This window comes from Nocardioides sp. YIM 152315, assembly GCF_029210375.1.
Classification (GTDB): domain Bacteria; phylum Actinomycetota; class Actinomycetes; order Propionibacteriales; family Nocardioidaceae; genus Nocardioides.
Window position 1 is genome coordinate 1 of record NZ_JARGER010000015.1, and the last position, 16494, is coordinate 16494.

The following is a 16494-nucleotide window of genomic DNA, read 5'->3' on the forward strand; positions in this document are numbered from 1 at the left end:
GGAGTCACAGGAGTCGCAGAGCGCTCCAACATCCCGGCCCGCCAACACCACGATAACCACCCCCGAGGTCGCTTGACTTCCCTTAGGAACTCAGTCGATCGCTCAGCGGCTCATGAGCGCGATCAGCGCCTCCGGGTCGACGACGCGGGCACCGTCGCGGGCGACGTCGTCGGCGACCGCCCGGTCGGCGGTGACGACCACGACGACGCGCCCGGAGGGCTCGACGGCGACCAGGTCGCGCACGACGTCGTCGGCGATGACCCCGCGCGGGCTGTAGAGCACCCGGACGCCGCGCGGCGCGACCACCGGTGGACGGTGGTCGGTCTCGGCCGCGTCGAACACCAGCGTGGTCTCGGCACCGGTGCGCGCGACCAGCGCGGCCAGCCCTCCCGCGAGCCGGTTGCGCTGTGCCTCGAGCGAGGAGCTCGGCCAGGCACGCTTGCTCACGTTGTAGCCGTCGACGACCAGTCGCGACCGGGGCATCCCCAGCAGCTGCTCGAGGAGCGCCGGACTGGCCGGACCCAGTGCGCCGGCCCCACTCGTCGTACGCGCGCCGGACGCCGCGGCCTCGGCCTCGACCCGGTCGGCCGGCGCACCCTCGACCGTGGGCAGTGCCAGCTCGCGCCGCAGGCCGGCCGCGGCGTCGGTGACGGTGTCCAGCAGCAGCCGCGCGCGCAGCGACACCTCGTCGCGCTCGGTGCGCGCGACCCGGCGCGCCTGCGCCTCCTCGGCGTCCCGACGCTCGACCTCGGCGCGGAGCCGGCGGTTCTCCTTCTCCAGGGACACGACCCGGTCCTCGACCTCGGCCCGCGCGGCGTCGAGCTCCTGCGTCGCGGACTCGGCGAGCGCCCGGGCCTCCCGCTCCGCGGCGCGAGCCTCACCGACCTTGCGGCGCAGCGAGGTGTGCTCGGCCTTGTGCTCCTCGGCCTGAGCCCGCTGCGCCTCGCGCAGCTCACGGACCGTCCGCTCCGCGTCGGCGAGCCGGCCACGCAGCCGCGTCAGCTCTCGCTCCCGAGCCTCCTCCTCGCGGCTCGGCGCCGCGATCCGCTCGACCCGACCGGCGAATACCTGCTCCCAGCCCTCCGGCCGGACCAGCCAGACCCGGGCGGCCACGGCGGCGTCGTCGCCGTCCTCGGGCTCCGGCCGGGCCGCCAGCTGCACGCCGACGCGCTCCCTCAGCTCGTCGTCGGCGAGCGCGTCGGTGATGGCGCTCGCCCCGAGGCGGGCGCGCCGGGCCGGGGCGAAGGCGGCGACGCGACGTACGGCGGCGGGCAGCGACGGCACGTCGGGCAGCACCTCGGCCGTCTGGGCGACGACGCGGGTGCGGACCGGCTCGGGAAGCCCGGCCAGTGCGCGGGGCTCGGAGGCGGACACGACGGCTCCGTCAGCTCGTCTCGAGGGGCGTCTCGAGCGGCGCCGCGTCGTACCGCGTGACGACCTCGACGGCGTCGGAGCGCCCGCACCAGCGGCACGTGACCTGCTCGACCGACTCCGCCCGCAGGACGCTCTCCTCGACCCGGTGGTCTCCGGCGAGGTCGAAGTGCCAGAACTCGGTGGTGCGCCGGGTGCGGGTCACGTCGAAGCGGGTCAGGTTGCCGCAGGCGCCGCAGCGCCACCGCTGCCCGGTGTCGGGGACCGTCGCGGACATCGCACCTCCTGCCCTGTGACCAGCGTGGTGACCAAGGTGGCCCCACCCTACGGCGGCACCCCGCGCGCCGCCGCCGGATTGTCGGTGGCCACATCTAGCGTCGCGAGCATGAACCTCACCCCGCGGACCACGGAGGCCCCCTCGGCGCCCCGGGGCCCCGGGGCGGGCTGGGAGCCCCAACGCAGCTTCGACGAGCTCGGCCGTCCGCTCCGTGACATCACCTTCTGCGTCGTCGACCTCGAGACCACCGGAGGGTCCGCCGAGGGCGGCGCGATGATCACCGAGATCGGGGCGGTCAAGGTCCGCGGCGGCGAGGTGCTCGGCGAGTTCCAGACGCTGGTCGATCCCCGCACCGAGATCCCGGCGTTCATCGCGGTGCTGACCGGAATCACCAACGGCATGGTGGCCGACGCGCCGGCGATCGAGTCCGCGCTCCCGGCGTTCCTCGAGTTCGCGACCGGCTCCGTGCTCGTGGCGCACAACGCGCCGTTCGACGTCGGCTTCCTCCGCTACTTCGCCGAGCAGCAGGGCCGGCCGTGGCCGACCTTCGAGGTCCTCGACACGGCGCGCCTGGCGCGGCGGGTGATCACGCGCGACGACGCGCCCAACTGCAAGCTGTCGTCGCTGGCGAAGGCGTTCGGCTCCGCGACCACGCCCAACCACCGCGCGCTCCAGGACGCCCGCGCGACGGTCGACGTGCTGCACGGGCTGATGGAGCGCCTGGGCGGGCTCGGCGTGCACACGCTCGAGGAGCTCCAGACCTTCTCGTCGCGGGTCACCGGCGCCCAGCGCCGCAAGCGTCACCTGGCCGAGGCCCTCCCCCACGCCCCGGGCGTCTACCTGTTCCGTGACGAGCAGGCGCGGGTGCTCTACGTCGGCACGTCCCGCGACCTGCGCACCCGGGTGCGCTCCTACTTCACCGCGTCCGAGACGCGGTCCCGGATGGGCGAGATGGTCGGCATCGCGAGCGCGGTCGACGGCATCGAGTGCGCAACCGCGCTGGAGGCCGAGGTCCGTGAGCTGCGGCTGATCGCCGAGCACAAGCCGCGCTACAACCGGCGCTCTCGCTTCCCGGAGAAGGTCCACTTCGTCAAGCTGACCCGCGAGCCGTGGCCACGACTCTCCCTGGTGCGCCGGGTGCTCGACGACGACGCCGACTACCTGGGGCCGTTCTCGTCGAAGAAGACCGCGGAGAAGTGCCTGGCGGCACTCCACGACACGTTCCCGATCCGGCAGTGCTCCGACCGGCTGCCCAAGGCCGCGGCCAAGTCAGCGTGCGTCCTGGCCGAGATGGGCCGGTGTCTCTCCCCCTGCGACGGCAGCGTCGACGAGACGGCGTACGCCGCGGTGGTGCGCCAGCTGCGCGACTCGCTGCTCCGGCGACCCGACGAGGTGGTCGAGGCGATCAACGCGCGGATGACCGCGCTGGCCGGCGACGAGAGGTTCGAGGAGGCGGGCGTGCACCGCGACCGGCTCGCGGCCTTCGTGCGGGCGGCGGCCCGCACGCAGCGGCTCGCCGCACTTACGCGGTGCCCGGAGGTGGTCGCGGCGCGCCGCGAGGACGACGGCCGGTGGGCGGTCCACGTGGTCCGCCGCGGTCGGCTGGCGGCCGCCGGCGTGATCCCGTCGGGTGCCGACGCCCACGCCTACGTCGCCACGCTGCGGCAGTCCGCCGAGACGGTCCGCCCCGGGCCTGGCCCGGTGCCGTCCGCCACCGCCGAGGAGACCGAGAAGGTGCTGCGCTGGCTGGAGTCGCCCGGCATCCGCCTGGTCGACGTCGACGGCGAGTGGACCTGCCCGGTGGCCGGCGCGACCCGCCACCTCGCCGTGCACGACGCGGTCAACCAGTCCCGGCTGTCGCTGGTGCCGTTCGCCGACCGTCGCGGGCTGACGCCGGTGCACCAGCCGACGCGGTGAGCGAGGCCGGGCCGAGTAGTGTCCGTCCCGTGATCACCGCCATCGTCTTCGTGAAGGCCGACGTCGCCCGCATCCCGGAGGTGGCGGAGGCCATCGCCGCGCTCGACGGGGTGAGCGAGGTCTACTCGGTGACCGGCCAGATCGACCTGATCGCGCTCGTGCGGGTGCGCGACCACGACGACGTCGCCTCGGTGGTCGCCGACCGGCTCAACAAGGTGCCGGGTGTCAACGCCACCGAGACGCACATCGCGTTCCGCACCTACTCGCGCCACGACCTGGAGTCGGCGTTCTCGCTCGGCCTCGACTGAAGGTTGAGTCGGGACTTCCTGACACTCGAGTCGGGGGTTTCGGACACCGGGCCCGGCGACGGACGTCCGAAACTCCGGATTCAACTGTCCAGAAGTCCCGATTCGACCGTTAGGCGGTCGCGGCGATCCAGCGGTCCAGGGTCGCCTTCGCCGCCCCGGAGTCGACCGCCGCCCGCGCCCTGTCGATGCCGGCGGCGAGCGCCGCGGCCGGCTCGGCCCCGGGCTCGTCGTGGACGGCGAGCGCCGCGCCGGCGTTGAGCAGCACGGCGTCTCGTACGGCGCCGGGCTCGCCCTCGAGCACGCGGCGCACGACGCCCGCGTTGTGAGCCGCGTCGCCGCCACGCAGCGCCTCGGTGGTGCCGCGCGGGATCCCGAAGTCCGCCGGGTCGACCACCGACTCGGTGACCTCGCCGGCGCGCACGCGCCAGACCCGCGAGGTCGTCGTGGTGGTGAGCTCGTCGAGCCCGTCGTCGCCGCGGAAGACCCACGCGTCGACGCCCCGGCCGGCGAACACGCCCGCCATCACGGGCGCGAGCCGCGCATCGGCGCAGCCGATCGCCTGGGCGCCCGCCCGGGCCGGGTTGGTCAGTGGACCGAGCAGGTTGAACGTCGTGCCGATGCCGAGCTCGCGCCTGGCCACGGCGGCGTGCCGCATGGCCGGGTGGAAGGTCGCGGCGAAGCAGAAGGTGATGCCCGCCTCCTCGGCCACCGCCGCGACCCGCGCGGGCGCGAGGTCGAGCCGGATGCCGAGCTGCTCGAGCACGTCGGCCGAGCCGGACTGCGAGGACGCCGACCGGTTGCCGTGCTTGACCACACGGGCGCCCGCCCCGGCGGCGACGACGGCCGCCATCGTCGAGATGTTGACCGACATCGAGCGGTCCCCGCCGGTGCCGACGACGTCGAGCAGCCGACCCGGGATGCTGAGCGGCGTCGCGACGGCGTACATCGCCTCGACGAGCCCGAGCACCTCCTCGGCCGTCTCCCCCTTCGCCCGCAGCGCCACCGCGAAGCCCGCGACCTGCACCGGCGTGGCCTCACCGGAGAGCATCTCGCGCATCGCCCACGCGGTCTGCTCCGCGCTGAGGTCGGTGCCGGCGACCAGCGTGCCGAGGACCTCGGGCCAGCTGGACTGGTGCCCGATCACCGGCTGCTCATGTGGCGGCAGGCACGCGCGAGCGCAGCAGCGACACCACCGTCTCCGCGAGCTGGATCGGGTCCAGCGGGTGCGGTACGGCGGCCTCGGCCCGCGACCAGGTGGCCAGCCACGCGTCCTGCGGGCGGCCGGTGAGCACCAGCACCGGGGGGCACTGATGGATCTCGTCCTTGAGCTGCTTGGCGATGCCCATCCCGCCCGCGGGCACGGCCTCGCCGTCGAGGATCGCCAGGGCGATGCCGCCGGCGTCCATGTTCTGGATCACGACCGGCTCGGTCGCGACCTCGACGTACTCGAGCTCGGGCAGGTCCGGGTGCGGCCGGCGGCCGAGCGCCAGGATCACCTGCTGGCGGGTGTTCACGTCGTCGCTGTAGACCAGCACCCGCAGGGCGGTCCGGGAGGTCGAGTCGCTCACGCCCGGGATGCTACTCGTCCCCGGGGGTGGCGCGGGCGGAGGCCGCGCGTTCTCGTGCCTCGAGCAGGTCGAGGCGGCGGTCCTCGCGCTCGGCCTCCTGCAACGACTGCCGGACCCACTGCGTGAAGAGCACCCCGAAGAGCACGAGCGCGATCAGGTCGCCGGAGCCCCACAGGATGCCGCCGGCGAGATGCTGGTCGTCGAGCGGGTCGGGCAGCCAGGAGCCCATCGGGCCCCCGTGGAGGCCGGCGTAGTGGTCGCCGCCGATGACCTCCTGCTCCTGCATGATCGTGATGCCGAGGAAGGCGTGGAAGGGCAGCGTGAGGACGATCAGCAGCATCCGGAACGGGTAGCTGACCTTGCCCGGCACCGGGTCGACGCCGACGATCGGCCAGAAGAAGAGGCAGCCGACCAGCACCAGGTGCAGGTGCATGGTCTCGTGCAGGAACGTCGACTCCAGCGTGGCGGGGTACCAGCCGCTGAAGTAGAGCATCCACGGCGACGTGATGTAGAGCAGCAGCGTCAGCGGCGGGAACGACAGCACCTTCGCGACCGGCGAGTGCAGCACGACCAGGAGCCACCGGCGCGGCCTCGGGGGCAGCGTGCGGAGCGCCAGGGTGACCGGGGCGCCCAGCGCGAGGGCCATCGGCACCAGCATCGACAGGATCATGTGCTGGACCATGTGCACGCTGATCAGCGTGTCGTCGTACGTCCCGAGGCCGGAGGCGGTGGCGAAGTAGAAGAAGCCCATCCCGACGGGCACGAAGGCGACGGTCCGGCCAACGGGCCAGCGGTCCCCGCGGCGGTGGAGCACGACGACTCCCCACACGTACAGACCGGCGATCCAGACGGTCAGGATGAAGGCGACGGGCTGCAGCGACCACCCGGTGAAGACGGTGCCGAAGGTGAAGCGGGGAAGGTCGGCACCGGCGTCCAGCACGGTCCCGACGGCGGGGATGAGCACGTTGTGAACTTTATGACGGCGAAACGCAGGGGGTCGGGGTGCCCTCCCCGAGCGGTCACGACATAATGACGATCGTGGCGACAGCAACAGCGATTCCGGCCTCCCGTCTGCACGGGCACCACGACCGCCCGAGCATGGTCTCGGTGGGCACGATCATCTGGCTCTCGAGCGAGCTGATGTTCTTCGCGGCCCTGTTCGCGTCCTACTTCACGATCCGGGCGGTGAGCCCCGACCTGTGGGCACAGAACACCGAGCTGCTCAACGTGCCGTTCGCCGCCGTCAACACCACGATCCTGGTGCTGTCGTCCCTGACCTGCCAGCTGGGCGTGTTCGCCGCCGAGCGCGGTCAGGTGGGCCGCACCGGGTCGGTGTTCAACGTGAAGGGCTGGGGCCTGCGTGAGTGGTTCGTCCTCACCTACGTCATGGGCGCCATCTTCATCGGCGGCCAGGCCACCGAGTACGCCGCGCTCGTCCACGAGGGCGTGACGATCCAGGACTCGGCGTACGGCACGATGTTCTACCTCACCACCGGCTTCCACGGCCTCCACGTGACCGGCGGGCTGATCGCGTTCCTCTTCGTGCTGGGCCGCACCCTCGTCGCGCGGAAGTTCACCCACGAGCAGGCGGTCAGCGCCATCGTCGTGTCCTACTACTGGCACTTCGTCGACGTCGTGTGGATTGGGCTCTTCGCCACCATCTACCTCGTCCAGTAGCCCCGAGCAGACCTACCAACGCAAGGACTTGATGTGCGTCTCCTGAATCGATCCGCAGGTCGACTCTCGCGGCACCGCCGTGGCCCCCTGGCGGGCCTGCTCGTCATCGTCGCGGGCCTGCTGCTGTCCGGTGGCCTCTTCACCGCCGTCGTCAACACCACCGCCCAGGCCGACGAGACCGCCTCGAGCGACGAGCTCGTCGCTCAGGGCCGCGACCTGTTCCTCGTGAGCTGCGCCTTCTGCCACGGCCAGAACGGCGAGGGCGTGAGCACCCAGAACGGCAACCAGCTCGGCCCCTCGCTGGTCGGCGTCGGCGAGGCGGCCGTCGACTTCCAGGTCGGCACCGGACGCATGCCCATGGCCCAGCCCGGCGCGCAGGTGCCCACCAAGCCCGAGACGTTCGACGACGAGGAGATCGCCGCGCTCGCGGCGTACGTCGGCTCCCTCGGTCCCGGCCCGGCCATCCCGGACGAGTCCGACTACAGCCTCGAGGGCCTCAGCGACGAGGAGCGCGAGGCCGCGATCTCGCGCGGCGGCCAGATCTTCCTCACCAACTGCACGGCCTGCCACAACTTCGAGGGCTCCGGCGGGGCGATGCCGCGCGGTGGCTACGCCCCGTCCCTGCACGAGACCAGCGCCAAGCACATCTACGAGGCGCTGCTCACCGGCCCGCAGAACATGCCGAACTTCGGCAACGGCAACCTCTCGCCCGACGAGAAGCGCGACGTCATCGCCTACCTCTACTCGCTGCGCGAGATGCCCGACTACGGCGGCTTCGGCCTCGGCGGCCTGGGTCCGGTGCCGGAGGGCATGGCGGCGTGGCTGGGTGGCATCGGCCTGTGCGTGGGCTTCGCCGTGTGGATCGCGGCCCACACGACCCGTTCGAACAAGAAGAAGGTGGACGCGTGAACACCCCTCGGAAGTGCTCACTTCCCCCGCTTCGCTCCTCCAGCTCACACTTCCGAGGGGGCCCCGAATGAGCTCCCCGACGAGCGACAGCCACGTCGAGCCGGCGGACGAGAACCTGCCCGAGCGCGACGACCTGTACGCCAACCCCGGTCTCCACGAGCACGAGTGGCGGCCGACCGACGTCGACCCCAAGGCCGAGAAGCGGGCCGAGCGCCAGGTCGCCACGCTGTTCGGGCTGTCGGCGATCTGCACCGTGCTCTTCGTCGTCACCTACTTCACGGTCGACGCGGACGACACCTTCGCCGGCCTCGGCGCGCAGAACCTGGCATTCGGCCTGAGCCTGGCCGGCGCGCTGCTCTTCATCGGCATCGGCGTCATCCAGTGGGCGCGCAAGCTGATGTCCGATCAGGAGATCATCGAGTACCGGCACCCGGCCTCCTCCTCCGACGAGGACCGGGCCGCGACGCTCGAGGCGCTCAGCACCGGCCTGGCCGAGTCCGGCATCGGTCGGCGTCCGATGGTGCGCAACTCGCTGCTCGGCGCCGCGGGCCTGGTCGGCCTCACCGCGATCGTCCCGCTGTGGGACCTCGGCCCGACCAATGCCGACGTCACCGACAACCCGCCCTTCCCCGGCTCGGGTCTCGAGAACACCATCTGGGACAAGGGCATGCGCGTCGTGCGCGACGTCGTCGGCACGCCCATCAAGCCGAGCGACCTGCAGATCGGCGACCTCGTGAACGCCGAGCCGGAGGGTCTGTTCAAGAGCCCCGAGGACGGTGAGCCGCTGGAGGGCGTCGCGCTGCAGGTCGGCAAGTCCAAGGGTGCGGTGGTGCTCGTCCGGATGGAGCCCGACGAGATCATCCCGGGCTCGGGCCGCGAGAACTGGTCGGTCGACGGCATCGTCTGCTACTCGAAGATCTGCACGCACGTCGGCTGTCCGATCTCGCTGTACGAGCGCACCACCCACCACCTGCTCTGCCCGTGCCACCAGTCGACCTTCGACCTGGCCGACTCGGCCAAGGTGATCTTCGGTCCGGCCGCCCGTCCGCTGCCGCAGCTGCCGCTGGCCGTCGACGGCGAGGGATACTTGATCGCACAGAGCGACTTCACCGAACCCGTGGGACCGAGCTACTGGGAGCGTGGCTGATCATGGACACCAGCAAGGTCGCCGACAGCAACCGCACGACGGCCGCGACGGCGAGCAAGCCCAACCGCGTCGGCGCGGTCGCCACCTGGGCGGACGAGCGACTCGGCCTGGCCACCCTCGCCAAGAAGAACCTCCGCAAGGTCTTCCCGGACCACTGGTCCTTCATGCTCGGCGAGATCGCGCTGTGGAGCTTCGTCGTCCTGCTGCTCACCGGCGTCTTCCTGACCCTGTGGTTCACGCCGAGCATGGGCGAGGTCCAGTACAACGGCAGCTACGAGCAGCTGCGCGGCATCCACATGTCGGAGGCGTTCGCCTCGAGCCTGCGGATCTCGTTCGACGTCCGCGGCGGCCTGCTGATGCGGCAGATGCACCACTGGGCCGCCATGCTCTTCATCGCGGCGATGATGATCCACCTCCTCCGGGTGTTCTTCACCGGTGCGCACCGCAAGCCGCGCGAGCTCAACTGGGTGATCGGCTGCCTGCTGCTCCTGCTGGGCACGCTCGAGGGCTTCACCGGCTACTCGCTCCCCGACGACCTGCTCTCCGGCACCGGCATCCGGGCCGCGGACGGCTTCATCAAGGCCACGCCCGTCGTCGGCACCTACATGTCGTTCCTGCTCTTCGGCGGCGAGTTCCCCGGCGAGTCGATCATCCCGCGCCTGTACGTCGTGCACGTGCTGCTGATCCCTGGCCTGTTGCTCGCGCTGATCGCGGCCCACATGCTGCTGCTCGTCTACCACAAGCACACCCAGTGGCCCGGTCCCGGCCGCACCGAGAAGAACGTCGTGGGCTTCCCGATGCTCCCGGTGTACGCCGCGAAGGCCGGCGGCTTCTTCTTCATCGTCTTCGGCGTCACCGCGCTCCTCGGCGGCCTGCTGTCGATCAACCCGGTGTGGAAGTACGGCCCCTACGATCCGTCCAAGGTGACCGCCGGCTCGCAGCCGGACTGGTACATGGGCTGGCCGGACGGCGCGCTGCGCATCATGCCCGGCATCGAGACCCACATCTGGGGCATCACGATCTCCTGGAACGTCATGCTCCCGATCCTCGTGCTGCCGATGCTGATGTTCACGATCCTCTTGCTGCTGCCGTTCCTGGAGTCCTGGATCACCGGCGACAAGCGTGAGCACCACCTGCTCCAGCGTCCGCGCAACGCGCCGACCCGGACGGCACTCATGGTCGCGCTGATGACGATGTACGGCCTCTTCTGGGCGGCCGGCGGCAACGACATCATCGCGATCAAGCTGCACGCGTCGATCAACCAGATCACGTACTTCCTGCGCGGCGCGGTGTTCATCGGTCCGGTGATCGCGTTCATCATCACCCGCCGCTGGTGCATCTCGCTGCAGCGCAAGGACAACGAGACCGTGCTCCACGGCTACGAGACCGGCATCATCATGCGCTCCCCCGAGGGCGGCTACTCCGAGCGGCACCTGCCGCTGCCGGAGTCCCGGGCCTACGCGCTCACCGCTCGCGACCGCGACCCGGTGGTCAACGGTGTCGAGGCCGGCTCGGACGCCAACGGCGTACCGGCTCCCGGCCAGGGTCGTCTCGCGGCGCTCCGGCACCGCATCCGCACGATGTGGTACTCCGACAACGTGCAGAAGCCGACCCGCGACGAGCTCGATCACGGCCACCACCACGCCGAGCACGAGCACGAGCTCCAGGAGTCGATGGAGGGGCACGCCGCCGACGGCCACCAGTTCGACGGCCACCACCTCGTCGACGACGAATCCCTGCGCCACTGACCGTCCACGCTGACCCGCCCGAAACTTTCGGGCGGGTCAGCCTCATTTGCGGCCTTCCCACGCCTGGCGGAGTCGGGTCTCGATGTCCCGCGCGCGGCCGAACACGTTGCCCCGCCGCGCCACCACGAGCGTCCAGCCGTACTCGTCCCGCGCCCAGGCGCGACGGTCGGCGTCGTGCGCGGCGCGGTCCTCGCCGTGGAACTCCTCACCGTCGTACTCGGCGCCGAACCTCTCACCCGCCGTTCCGATGTCGATCGCGTAGCTTCCGCCGTACGGCGACGGCACCGGCACCTGGCAGCTCGGCCGCGGCAACCCCGTGTCCAGCCAGCGCAGGCGCAGGATGCTCTCCCCCGGCGACTGGGCGCCGGCGTCCACGAACGGCACGAGCGTGCGCAGCTGCACCACTCCGCGATAGCCGCGGTAGCGCTGCACGGACAGCGACAGCTCGTCGAGCGTGAAGCGACCCAGGCGCGCCAGGCTGTCCAGCGCTGCGAACGCCTGGTCTCGATGCAGGAGCCGCCCGAGGTCGCACGCGGTGCGGAGCGGCACGGTCACGCGCAGACCGTCGAGCTCGACCACGTCCTGAGGCCGCAGCCGGCGCTCGCCACTGTCCACGAGGCCGTTGCGCAGGCGGTGTCCCGGCGGGGAGAAGACGCTCACCGCCGGCGTCACCACGTGGTCACCCGGCGCGAGGACCATCTCCGCGCCCCAGAGCCATCCCGCGGTCCGGTCAGTGACGACGCACTCGTCGGGAACGACCAGCCGGAGGACGCCGATCCGCAGCATGAGGTCGTCGGTGAGGCACGGGGAGTGGTACACGCCTCGCACCGGACGGCACAGCAGCCCCAGCTCACACCATCGGCGCAGCCACGTGTACGACGCGCCGGCCTCGAGGGCGTCCTGGGTGACGAACGGACCCGGTCTCGCCAGCAGCGCCTGCAACACGTCGTGCTCGCGATCGTCCAGTGGGGGCATCAGGGGCATGCCACGGTGTCTGCCCCGCCGCCCCCCGGTCGCCACCTAGGCCCGACGTACCTGTGGAAAGACGCTGACCCGCCCGAAACTTTCGGGCGGGTCAGCGTGAAGTTTCGGGCGGGTCGGGGTCAGGCGAGCGCGGAGCCCTGCTTGTAGTCCTTGAAGGAGGCGTTCCAGTCGCCGTAGCCGTTGTCGAGGGTCATCGGGCGGCTGCTGCCGGTGTACTCGACGACGTCGCCGCGGCGGGACATGGCGTAGAGCCAGCCGGCGTTCTCGGTGCTCATCCCGGTGCAGCCGTGGGAGACGTTCGCGTAGCCCTGGGAGCCGACCGACCACGGAGCGGCGTGGATGAACTCGCCCGAGTAGGTGAGTCGCATCGCCCACTTCACGCCGGCGATGTTGTAGGCCTCGGCGCCGGTGATGCCGACGGTCTCGGAGTTCATGTCCTTGGACTCGAACTTCTCGATGATGACCTTCACGCCCGAGCGGGTCGTGAACGCCGGCTGCTTGCCGGTGGTGATCGGGATCGTGCGCAGCAGCTTGCCGTTGCTGAAGACCTTCATCTGGTGGGTCTGCATGTCGACCCGGGAGATGTGCGCGTCGCCGACGTGGAAGTCGAGCTCGCGGCTCTCCTGACCGTAGACGCCGTTGCCGGCCGGGATGCTGTTGACGTCGATGTCGACGTGCACGTCGGTGCCGGCCTGCCAGTACTTCTTCGGCCGCCAGTGTGCCTCGTTGTCGCTGAGCCAGTGCCACGCGCCCGGCTGGGTCGGGGTGGACGTCACGTCCATGTGCTTCTCGAAGGCCGCCTTGTCCTTGACCGGGACGTCGAAGCTGACGATCACGGGCATGCCCACGCCGACGGTCTCGCCGTCGAGCGGGGCGAGCGAGGCGTAGGTCTGCTCGTCGAGCGTGAGGTCCTGCGTGGTGAAGCGCAGCTTGCGGGTGGCGCGGTCGCCGGCCTCGGTCTGACCGGTCGCCTTCACGACGTACGTCGCGCCGGGCTCGAGCAGCCCGGAGGCCTGCCAGGACGTGCCGTCCGCCGCCACGTCACCGGGGATGTCGCCCGCCGACGAGGACGCCGAGACCGAGCTGATCGTGCCGCCGGAGGCGGTCACCGAGAGCGAGGTGTCGACCGGGACGTCGGTCGCGCCGCGCCGCACGTTGGCCGAGATGGTGAACGGCGCGGCCTCGGGCGTCGGCTCCGCCGACGACGAGCCGTCGTCGCTGGTCACCGCCGACGCGCCGGGCACGTCGTCGGCGTTGCAGGCCGACAGCCCCGCACTCGCGACCAGCAGGACCGCAACCGCGCCGGACAGGCGCGTGCGACTCACGGACATGGACTCCCCCGAAGAGCTGGTGGTCTACGTACGTCGCCCAGCGTAACTGCCGGGACCACGCAGGCCGATTCGGCGCGACGCCAGGTCGGCGCCGTCAGGTCGACGCCGCCGGTCGGCCCGCCTCAGTGGGCGTGGACACCCCGGTAGTACTCGAAGATCCAACCGGACAGCGCCAGCGCGCCGATGACCACGCCGATGATGAACAGCCACCAGGCCCCCGCGGCGACGCCGAAGACGCACACGCCGAGCGTCAGCGCGCACCACAGCGGCCACCACGAGTACGGCGGGAAGAAGCCGAGCTCACCCGCGCCGTCGGCGATCTCGCCGTCCTTGCGGTCCTCGGGCCGCGGATCCATGTTCTTGGCGTGGAAGCCGAGGTAGACCGTGACCATCGCCGCGAGCAGGGTGGTCATGGTCAAGGCGGAGGTGCCCGTCCAGTCACCGGTGATGAACCAGTACGCCGGGCTCACCAGCACGAAGAAGATCGTGACGATCGCGAAGATCCAGGCCTCGGACTTCATCAGGCGTTGCCCTCCGGGTTGTCGTTGCGGTCACGCAGCATCTCCTCGCGACCCTCCATGTCGGGGGCGTCCGCGGGGCCGCCGACCCGCGCGAGCTCGTTGTCCTCGAGCTCGATCGCGGCCACCTCCGGGTGGTGCAGGTCGAAGGCCGGGGACTCCGAGCGGATCCGCGGGATGGTCACGAAGTTGTGCCGCGGCGGCGGGCAGCTGGTCGCCCACTCCAGCGACCGGCCCCAGCCCCACGGGTCGTCGACCTGGACCAGCGGGGCCCGGCGCGAGACGTAGACGTTGTAGAGGAACGGCAGCGTGGAGGCGCCCAGCAGGAACGCGAAGATCGTCGAGACCTGGTTCATGCCCGTCCAGTCGTCGGCGGGCAGGTAGTCGGCGTAGCGCCGCGGCATTCCCTCCACGCCGATCCAGTGCTGGATCAGGAACGTCCCGTGGAAGCCGACGAACAGCAGCCAGAAGTGCAGCTTGCCGAGCCGCTCGTCGAGCATCCGGCCCGTCATCTTCGGCCACCAGAAGTAGAAGCCCGCGAACATCGCGAACACGACAGTCCCGAAGACGACGTAGTGGAAGTGCGCGACCACGAAGTAGGAGTCTGAGACGTGGAAGTCCAGCGGCGGGCTGGCCAGGATGATGCCGGTCAGGCCACCGAAGAGGAAGGTGGTGAGGAAGCCGACCGACCACAGCATGGGGGTGTCGAAGGACAGACTGCCCCCCCACATCGTGCCGATCCAGTTGAAGAACTTCACCCCTGTCGGTACGGCGATCAGGAAGGTCATGCCGGAGAAGAACGGCAGGTCCACGGCACCGGTGACGAACATGTGGTGCGCCCACACGGCGACGGAGAGGATCGCGATGCCGAGCGTCGCGCCGACCAGGCCGATGTAGCCGAAGACCGGCTTGCGGCTGAAGACCGGCAGGATCTCGGTGACGATGCCGAAGAACGGCAGGGCGATGATGTAGACCTCGGGGTGCCCGAAGAACCAGAAGAGGTGCTGCCACAGGATCGCGCCGCCGTGGGCGGTGTCGAAGACGTGGGCGCCGAGCTGACGGTCGGCCTCCAGCGAGAGCAGCGCACCGGCGAGCACCGGGAACGCGATCAGCACCAGCAGGCTGGTGACGAGCGTGTTCCAGACGAAGATCGGCATCCGGAACATCGTCATGCCGGGCGCGCGCATGCAGATGATCGTGGTGATGAAGTTGACCGCGCCCAGGATGGTGCCGAGACCGGCCATCCACAGGCCCATGATCCAGAGGTCGCCGCCGACGCCCGGCGAGCGGACGGCGTCGGAGAGCGGCGTGTAGGCGAACCAGCCGAAGTCGGCGGCGCCCTGCGGGGTGAGGAAGCCGGAGGCGGCGATGAGGCCGCCGAAGAGGAACAGCCAGTAGCTGAACATGTTCAGGCGCGGGAACGCCACGTCGGGCGAGCCGATCTGCAGCGGCATGATCACGTTGCCGAACCCGAAGAAGAGCGGCGTCGCGAAGAGCAGCAGCATGATCGTGCCGTGCATCGTGAAGAGCTGGTTGTAGAGCTCGTCGTTGACGACCTGCATGCCCGGGTAGGCGAGCTCCGAGCGGATCAGCATCGCCATCAGGCCACCGACCAGGAACCACGCGAACGACGTGCCGAGGTAGAGCTTGCCGATCAGCTTGTGGTCGGTCGTCGTGAGGATGCGGACGACCTGCTCACCGAGCGAGCGGCGAGGTGCCGCGATGGCACCGGTGGGCTGTGCGGACGTGGCGGTCACTCCGCCCCCTCCTCGGACTCGTCGCCGGACTCGAGTCCGGTCTGGGTGCGGGCAAAGTCGCCGCCGAGCAGCGGCAGCTCCGAGGTCGCGCCGGCGTCAGCGAGGTGCTGCACGAAGGTGTCGTACTCCTCCTGGCTCACGACCCGGACGTTGAAGAGCATCCGCGAGTGGTAGGCACCACAGAGCTCGTAGCACTTCCCGGCGAACTCGCCGGTCTCGGTCGGGGTGATCGAGTAGTGGTTGACCCGCCCCGGGATGACGTCCATCTTCATCAGGAAGGCGGGGACGCCGAAGTCGTGGATCACGTCGGGCGAGTGCAGGTTGAAGCGCGTGGTCTGGTCGACCGGCAGCACGAGCGTCGGGATCTGCGACCCGGTGCCGGAGACGTGGGCGTACGACGAGTACGCGAACCGGTCGTCGGCCGCGTCGTCGTTGGCGCTGTCGTCCATCTCGCCGATGCCGTAGTTGAAGGTCCAGGTCCACTGCTGGCCGACGACCTCGATGGTGTTGTCGACCGGGCGGTCCTCGTCGAGGACGAAGTTCTGGGTTTTCACGGTGTGGGCGAAGAAGACGATCACCATGATGACGGGGGCGATCGTGTAGAGGATCTCGAGCGGCAGGTTGTAGCGGGTCTGCACCGGGATCTCGTCGGCGCTGCGCCGGCGGTACTTGATGATCGCGTAGAAGATCAGGCCCCACACGACCGCACCGGTGATCAACGCCGCGATCCACGCGCCCTGCCACAGGTTGAGGATGCGATCACCCTGCACGGAGGCGGATTCCGGCATCGCGAACCGCTCCCACTCGCCCCGGGCCTCGGACGAGCAGCCGCCCAGAGCCAGAGCGGTGAAACCGACAGCCGTCAGGGCGGCCACGCGACGGGCGGTCACCGGCTTCCCGGCCGAACGCCTGGGGAGTTGCAGACCCACGAACGAGCCTCTCTCTCATCGATCACGGATACGTCGCACACTATCGGAATCGC

The 16494-nt window shown here is 70.6% G+C and carries 16 protein-coding genes; 6 read left to right on the forward strand and 10 right to left on the reverse strand.

The window, feature by feature from the left end:
• Positions 1 to 102 precede the first annotated feature (102 nt).
• On the reverse strand, positions 103 to 1374 hold the full coding sequence (locus tag PZ894_RS03835; RefSeq protein ID WP_275742653.1) for an NYN domain-containing protein: 1272 nt from the start codon (positions 1372 to 1374) through the stop codon (positions 103 to 105).
• 10 nt (positions 1375 to 1384) lie between these two features.
• The gene (locus PZ894_RS03840; RefSeq protein ID WP_275742655.1) at positions 1385 to 1648 is read right to left on the reverse strand and encodes a hypothetical protein; all 264 of its coding nucleotides are present in this window, start codon (positions 1646 to 1648) and stop codon (positions 1385 to 1387) included.
• Between the two features lie 108 nt (positions 1649 to 1756).
• Here PZ894_RS03840 and PZ894_RS03845 point away from each other — a divergent pair, with 108 nt between their 5' ends.
• A complete protein-coding gene (locus PZ894_RS03845) occupies positions 1757 to 3565 on the forward strand; it encodes a DEDD exonuclease domain-containing protein (protein WP_275742657.1) in 1809 nt (602 codons plus the stop codon).
• Positions 3566 to 3594: 29 nt separating this feature from the next.
• Positions 3595 to 3873 (forward strand): Lrp/AsnC ligand binding domain-containing protein, encoded by a 279-nt coding sequence (locus PZ894_RS03850; RefSeq protein ID WP_275742659.1) that lies wholly within the window; start codon positions 3595 to 3597, stop codon positions 3871 to 3873.
• A gap of 109 nt (positions 3874 to 3982) precedes the next feature.
• On the opposite strand, the gene trpD is transcribed toward PZ894_RS03850, so the two are convergent.
• From trpD to PZ894_RS03865, 3 genes are read right to left on the reverse strand one after another with little or no spacing between them, the layout of a single operon-like run.
• Positions 3983 to 5017: an anthranilate phosphoribosyltransferase gene (trpD, locus tag PZ894_RS03855; protein ID WP_275742661.1), complete on the reverse strand. Its 1035-nt coding sequence runs from the start codon at positions 5015 to 5017 to the stop codon at positions 3983 to 3985.
• A 7-nt stretch (positions 5018 to 5024) separates the two neighbouring features.
• Positions 5025 to 5441 (reverse strand): hypothetical protein, encoded by a 417-nt coding sequence (locus PZ894_RS03860; protein ID WP_275742663.1) that lies wholly within the window; start codon positions 5439 to 5441, stop codon positions 5025 to 5027.
• A 10-nt stretch (positions 5442 to 5451) separates the two neighbouring features.
• On the reverse strand, positions 5452 to 6405 hold the full coding sequence (locus PZ894_RS03865; RefSeq protein ID WP_275742665.1) for a cytochrome c oxidase assembly protein: 954 nt from the start codon (positions 6403 to 6405) through the stop codon (positions 5452 to 5454).
• Between the two features lie 65 nt (positions 6406 to 6470).
• Between PZ894_RS03865 and PZ894_RS03870 the strand changes: the two genes are divergently transcribed.
• The 4 genes from PZ894_RS03870 (at position 6471) to PZ894_RS03885 (ending at position 10922) form a co-directional block, all read left to right on the forward strand.
• On the forward strand, positions 6471 to 7118 hold the full coding sequence (locus tag PZ894_RS03870; RefSeq protein WP_275742667.1) for a heme-copper oxidase subunit III: 648 nt from the start codon (positions 6471 to 6473) through the stop codon (positions 7116 to 7118).
• A 42-nt stretch (positions 7119 to 7160) separates the two neighbouring features.
• Positions 7161 to 8027, forward strand: a complete 867-nt coding sequence (locus PZ894_RS03875; protein WP_275743017.1) for a cytochrome c — start codon at positions 7161 to 7163, stop codon at positions 8025 to 8027.
• Positions 8028 to 8094: 67 nt separating this feature from the next.
• Positions 8095 to 9174 carry a Rieske 2Fe-2S domain-containing protein gene (locus tag PZ894_RS03880; protein ID WP_275742669.1) on the forward strand — a complete coding sequence of 360 codons (1080 nt, stop codon included), beginning with the start codon at positions 8095 to 8097 and terminating at the stop codon, positions 9172 to 9174.
• 2 nt (positions 9175 to 9176) lie between these two features.
• Positions 9177 to 10922 carry a cytochrome bc complex cytochrome b subunit gene (locus tag PZ894_RS03885; RefSeq protein ID WP_275742671.1) on the forward strand — a complete coding sequence of 582 codons (1746 nt, stop codon included), beginning with the start codon at positions 9177 to 9179 and terminating at the stop codon, positions 10920 to 10922.
• A gap of 42 nt (positions 10923 to 10964) precedes the next feature.
• On the opposite strand, the gene PZ894_RS03890 is transcribed toward PZ894_RS03885, so the two are convergent.
• From PZ894_RS03890 to coxB, 5 genes are all read right to left on the reverse strand, one after another.
• Positions 10965 to 11897, reverse strand: coding sequence for a hypothetical protein (locus PZ894_RS03890; protein WP_275742672.1), 933 nt, complete (start codon positions 11895 to 11897; stop codon positions 10965 to 10967).
• A gap of 128 nt (positions 11898 to 12025) precedes the next feature.
• On the reverse strand, positions 12026 to 13237 hold the full coding sequence (locus PZ894_RS03895) for an Ig-like domain-containing protein (RefSeq protein WP_275742673.1): 1212 nt from the start codon (positions 13235 to 13237) through the stop codon (positions 12026 to 12028).
• A gap of 122 nt (positions 13238 to 13359) precedes the next feature.
• The gene (locus PZ894_RS03900) at positions 13360 to 13758 is read right to left on the reverse strand and encodes a cytochrome c oxidase subunit 4 (RefSeq protein ID WP_275742674.1); all 399 of its coding nucleotides are present in this window, start codon (positions 13756 to 13758) and stop codon (positions 13360 to 13362) included.
• Positions 13758 to 15512, reverse strand: a complete 1755-nt coding sequence (gene ctaD, locus PZ894_RS03905; RefSeq protein ID WP_275742676.1) for a cytochrome c oxidase subunit I — start codon at positions 15510 to 15512, stop codon at positions 13758 to 13760. Before ctaD ends, PZ894_RS03900 begins: the two co-directional genes overlap by 1 nt.
• Positions 15509 to 16300, reverse strand: coding sequence for a cytochrome c oxidase subunit II (gene coxB / locus PZ894_RS03910; protein ID WP_275742678.1), 792 nt, complete (start codon positions 16298 to 16300; stop codon positions 15509 to 15511). Before coxB ends, ctaD begins: the two co-directional genes overlap by 4 nt.
• Positions 16301 to 16494 lie beyond the last annotated feature (194 nt).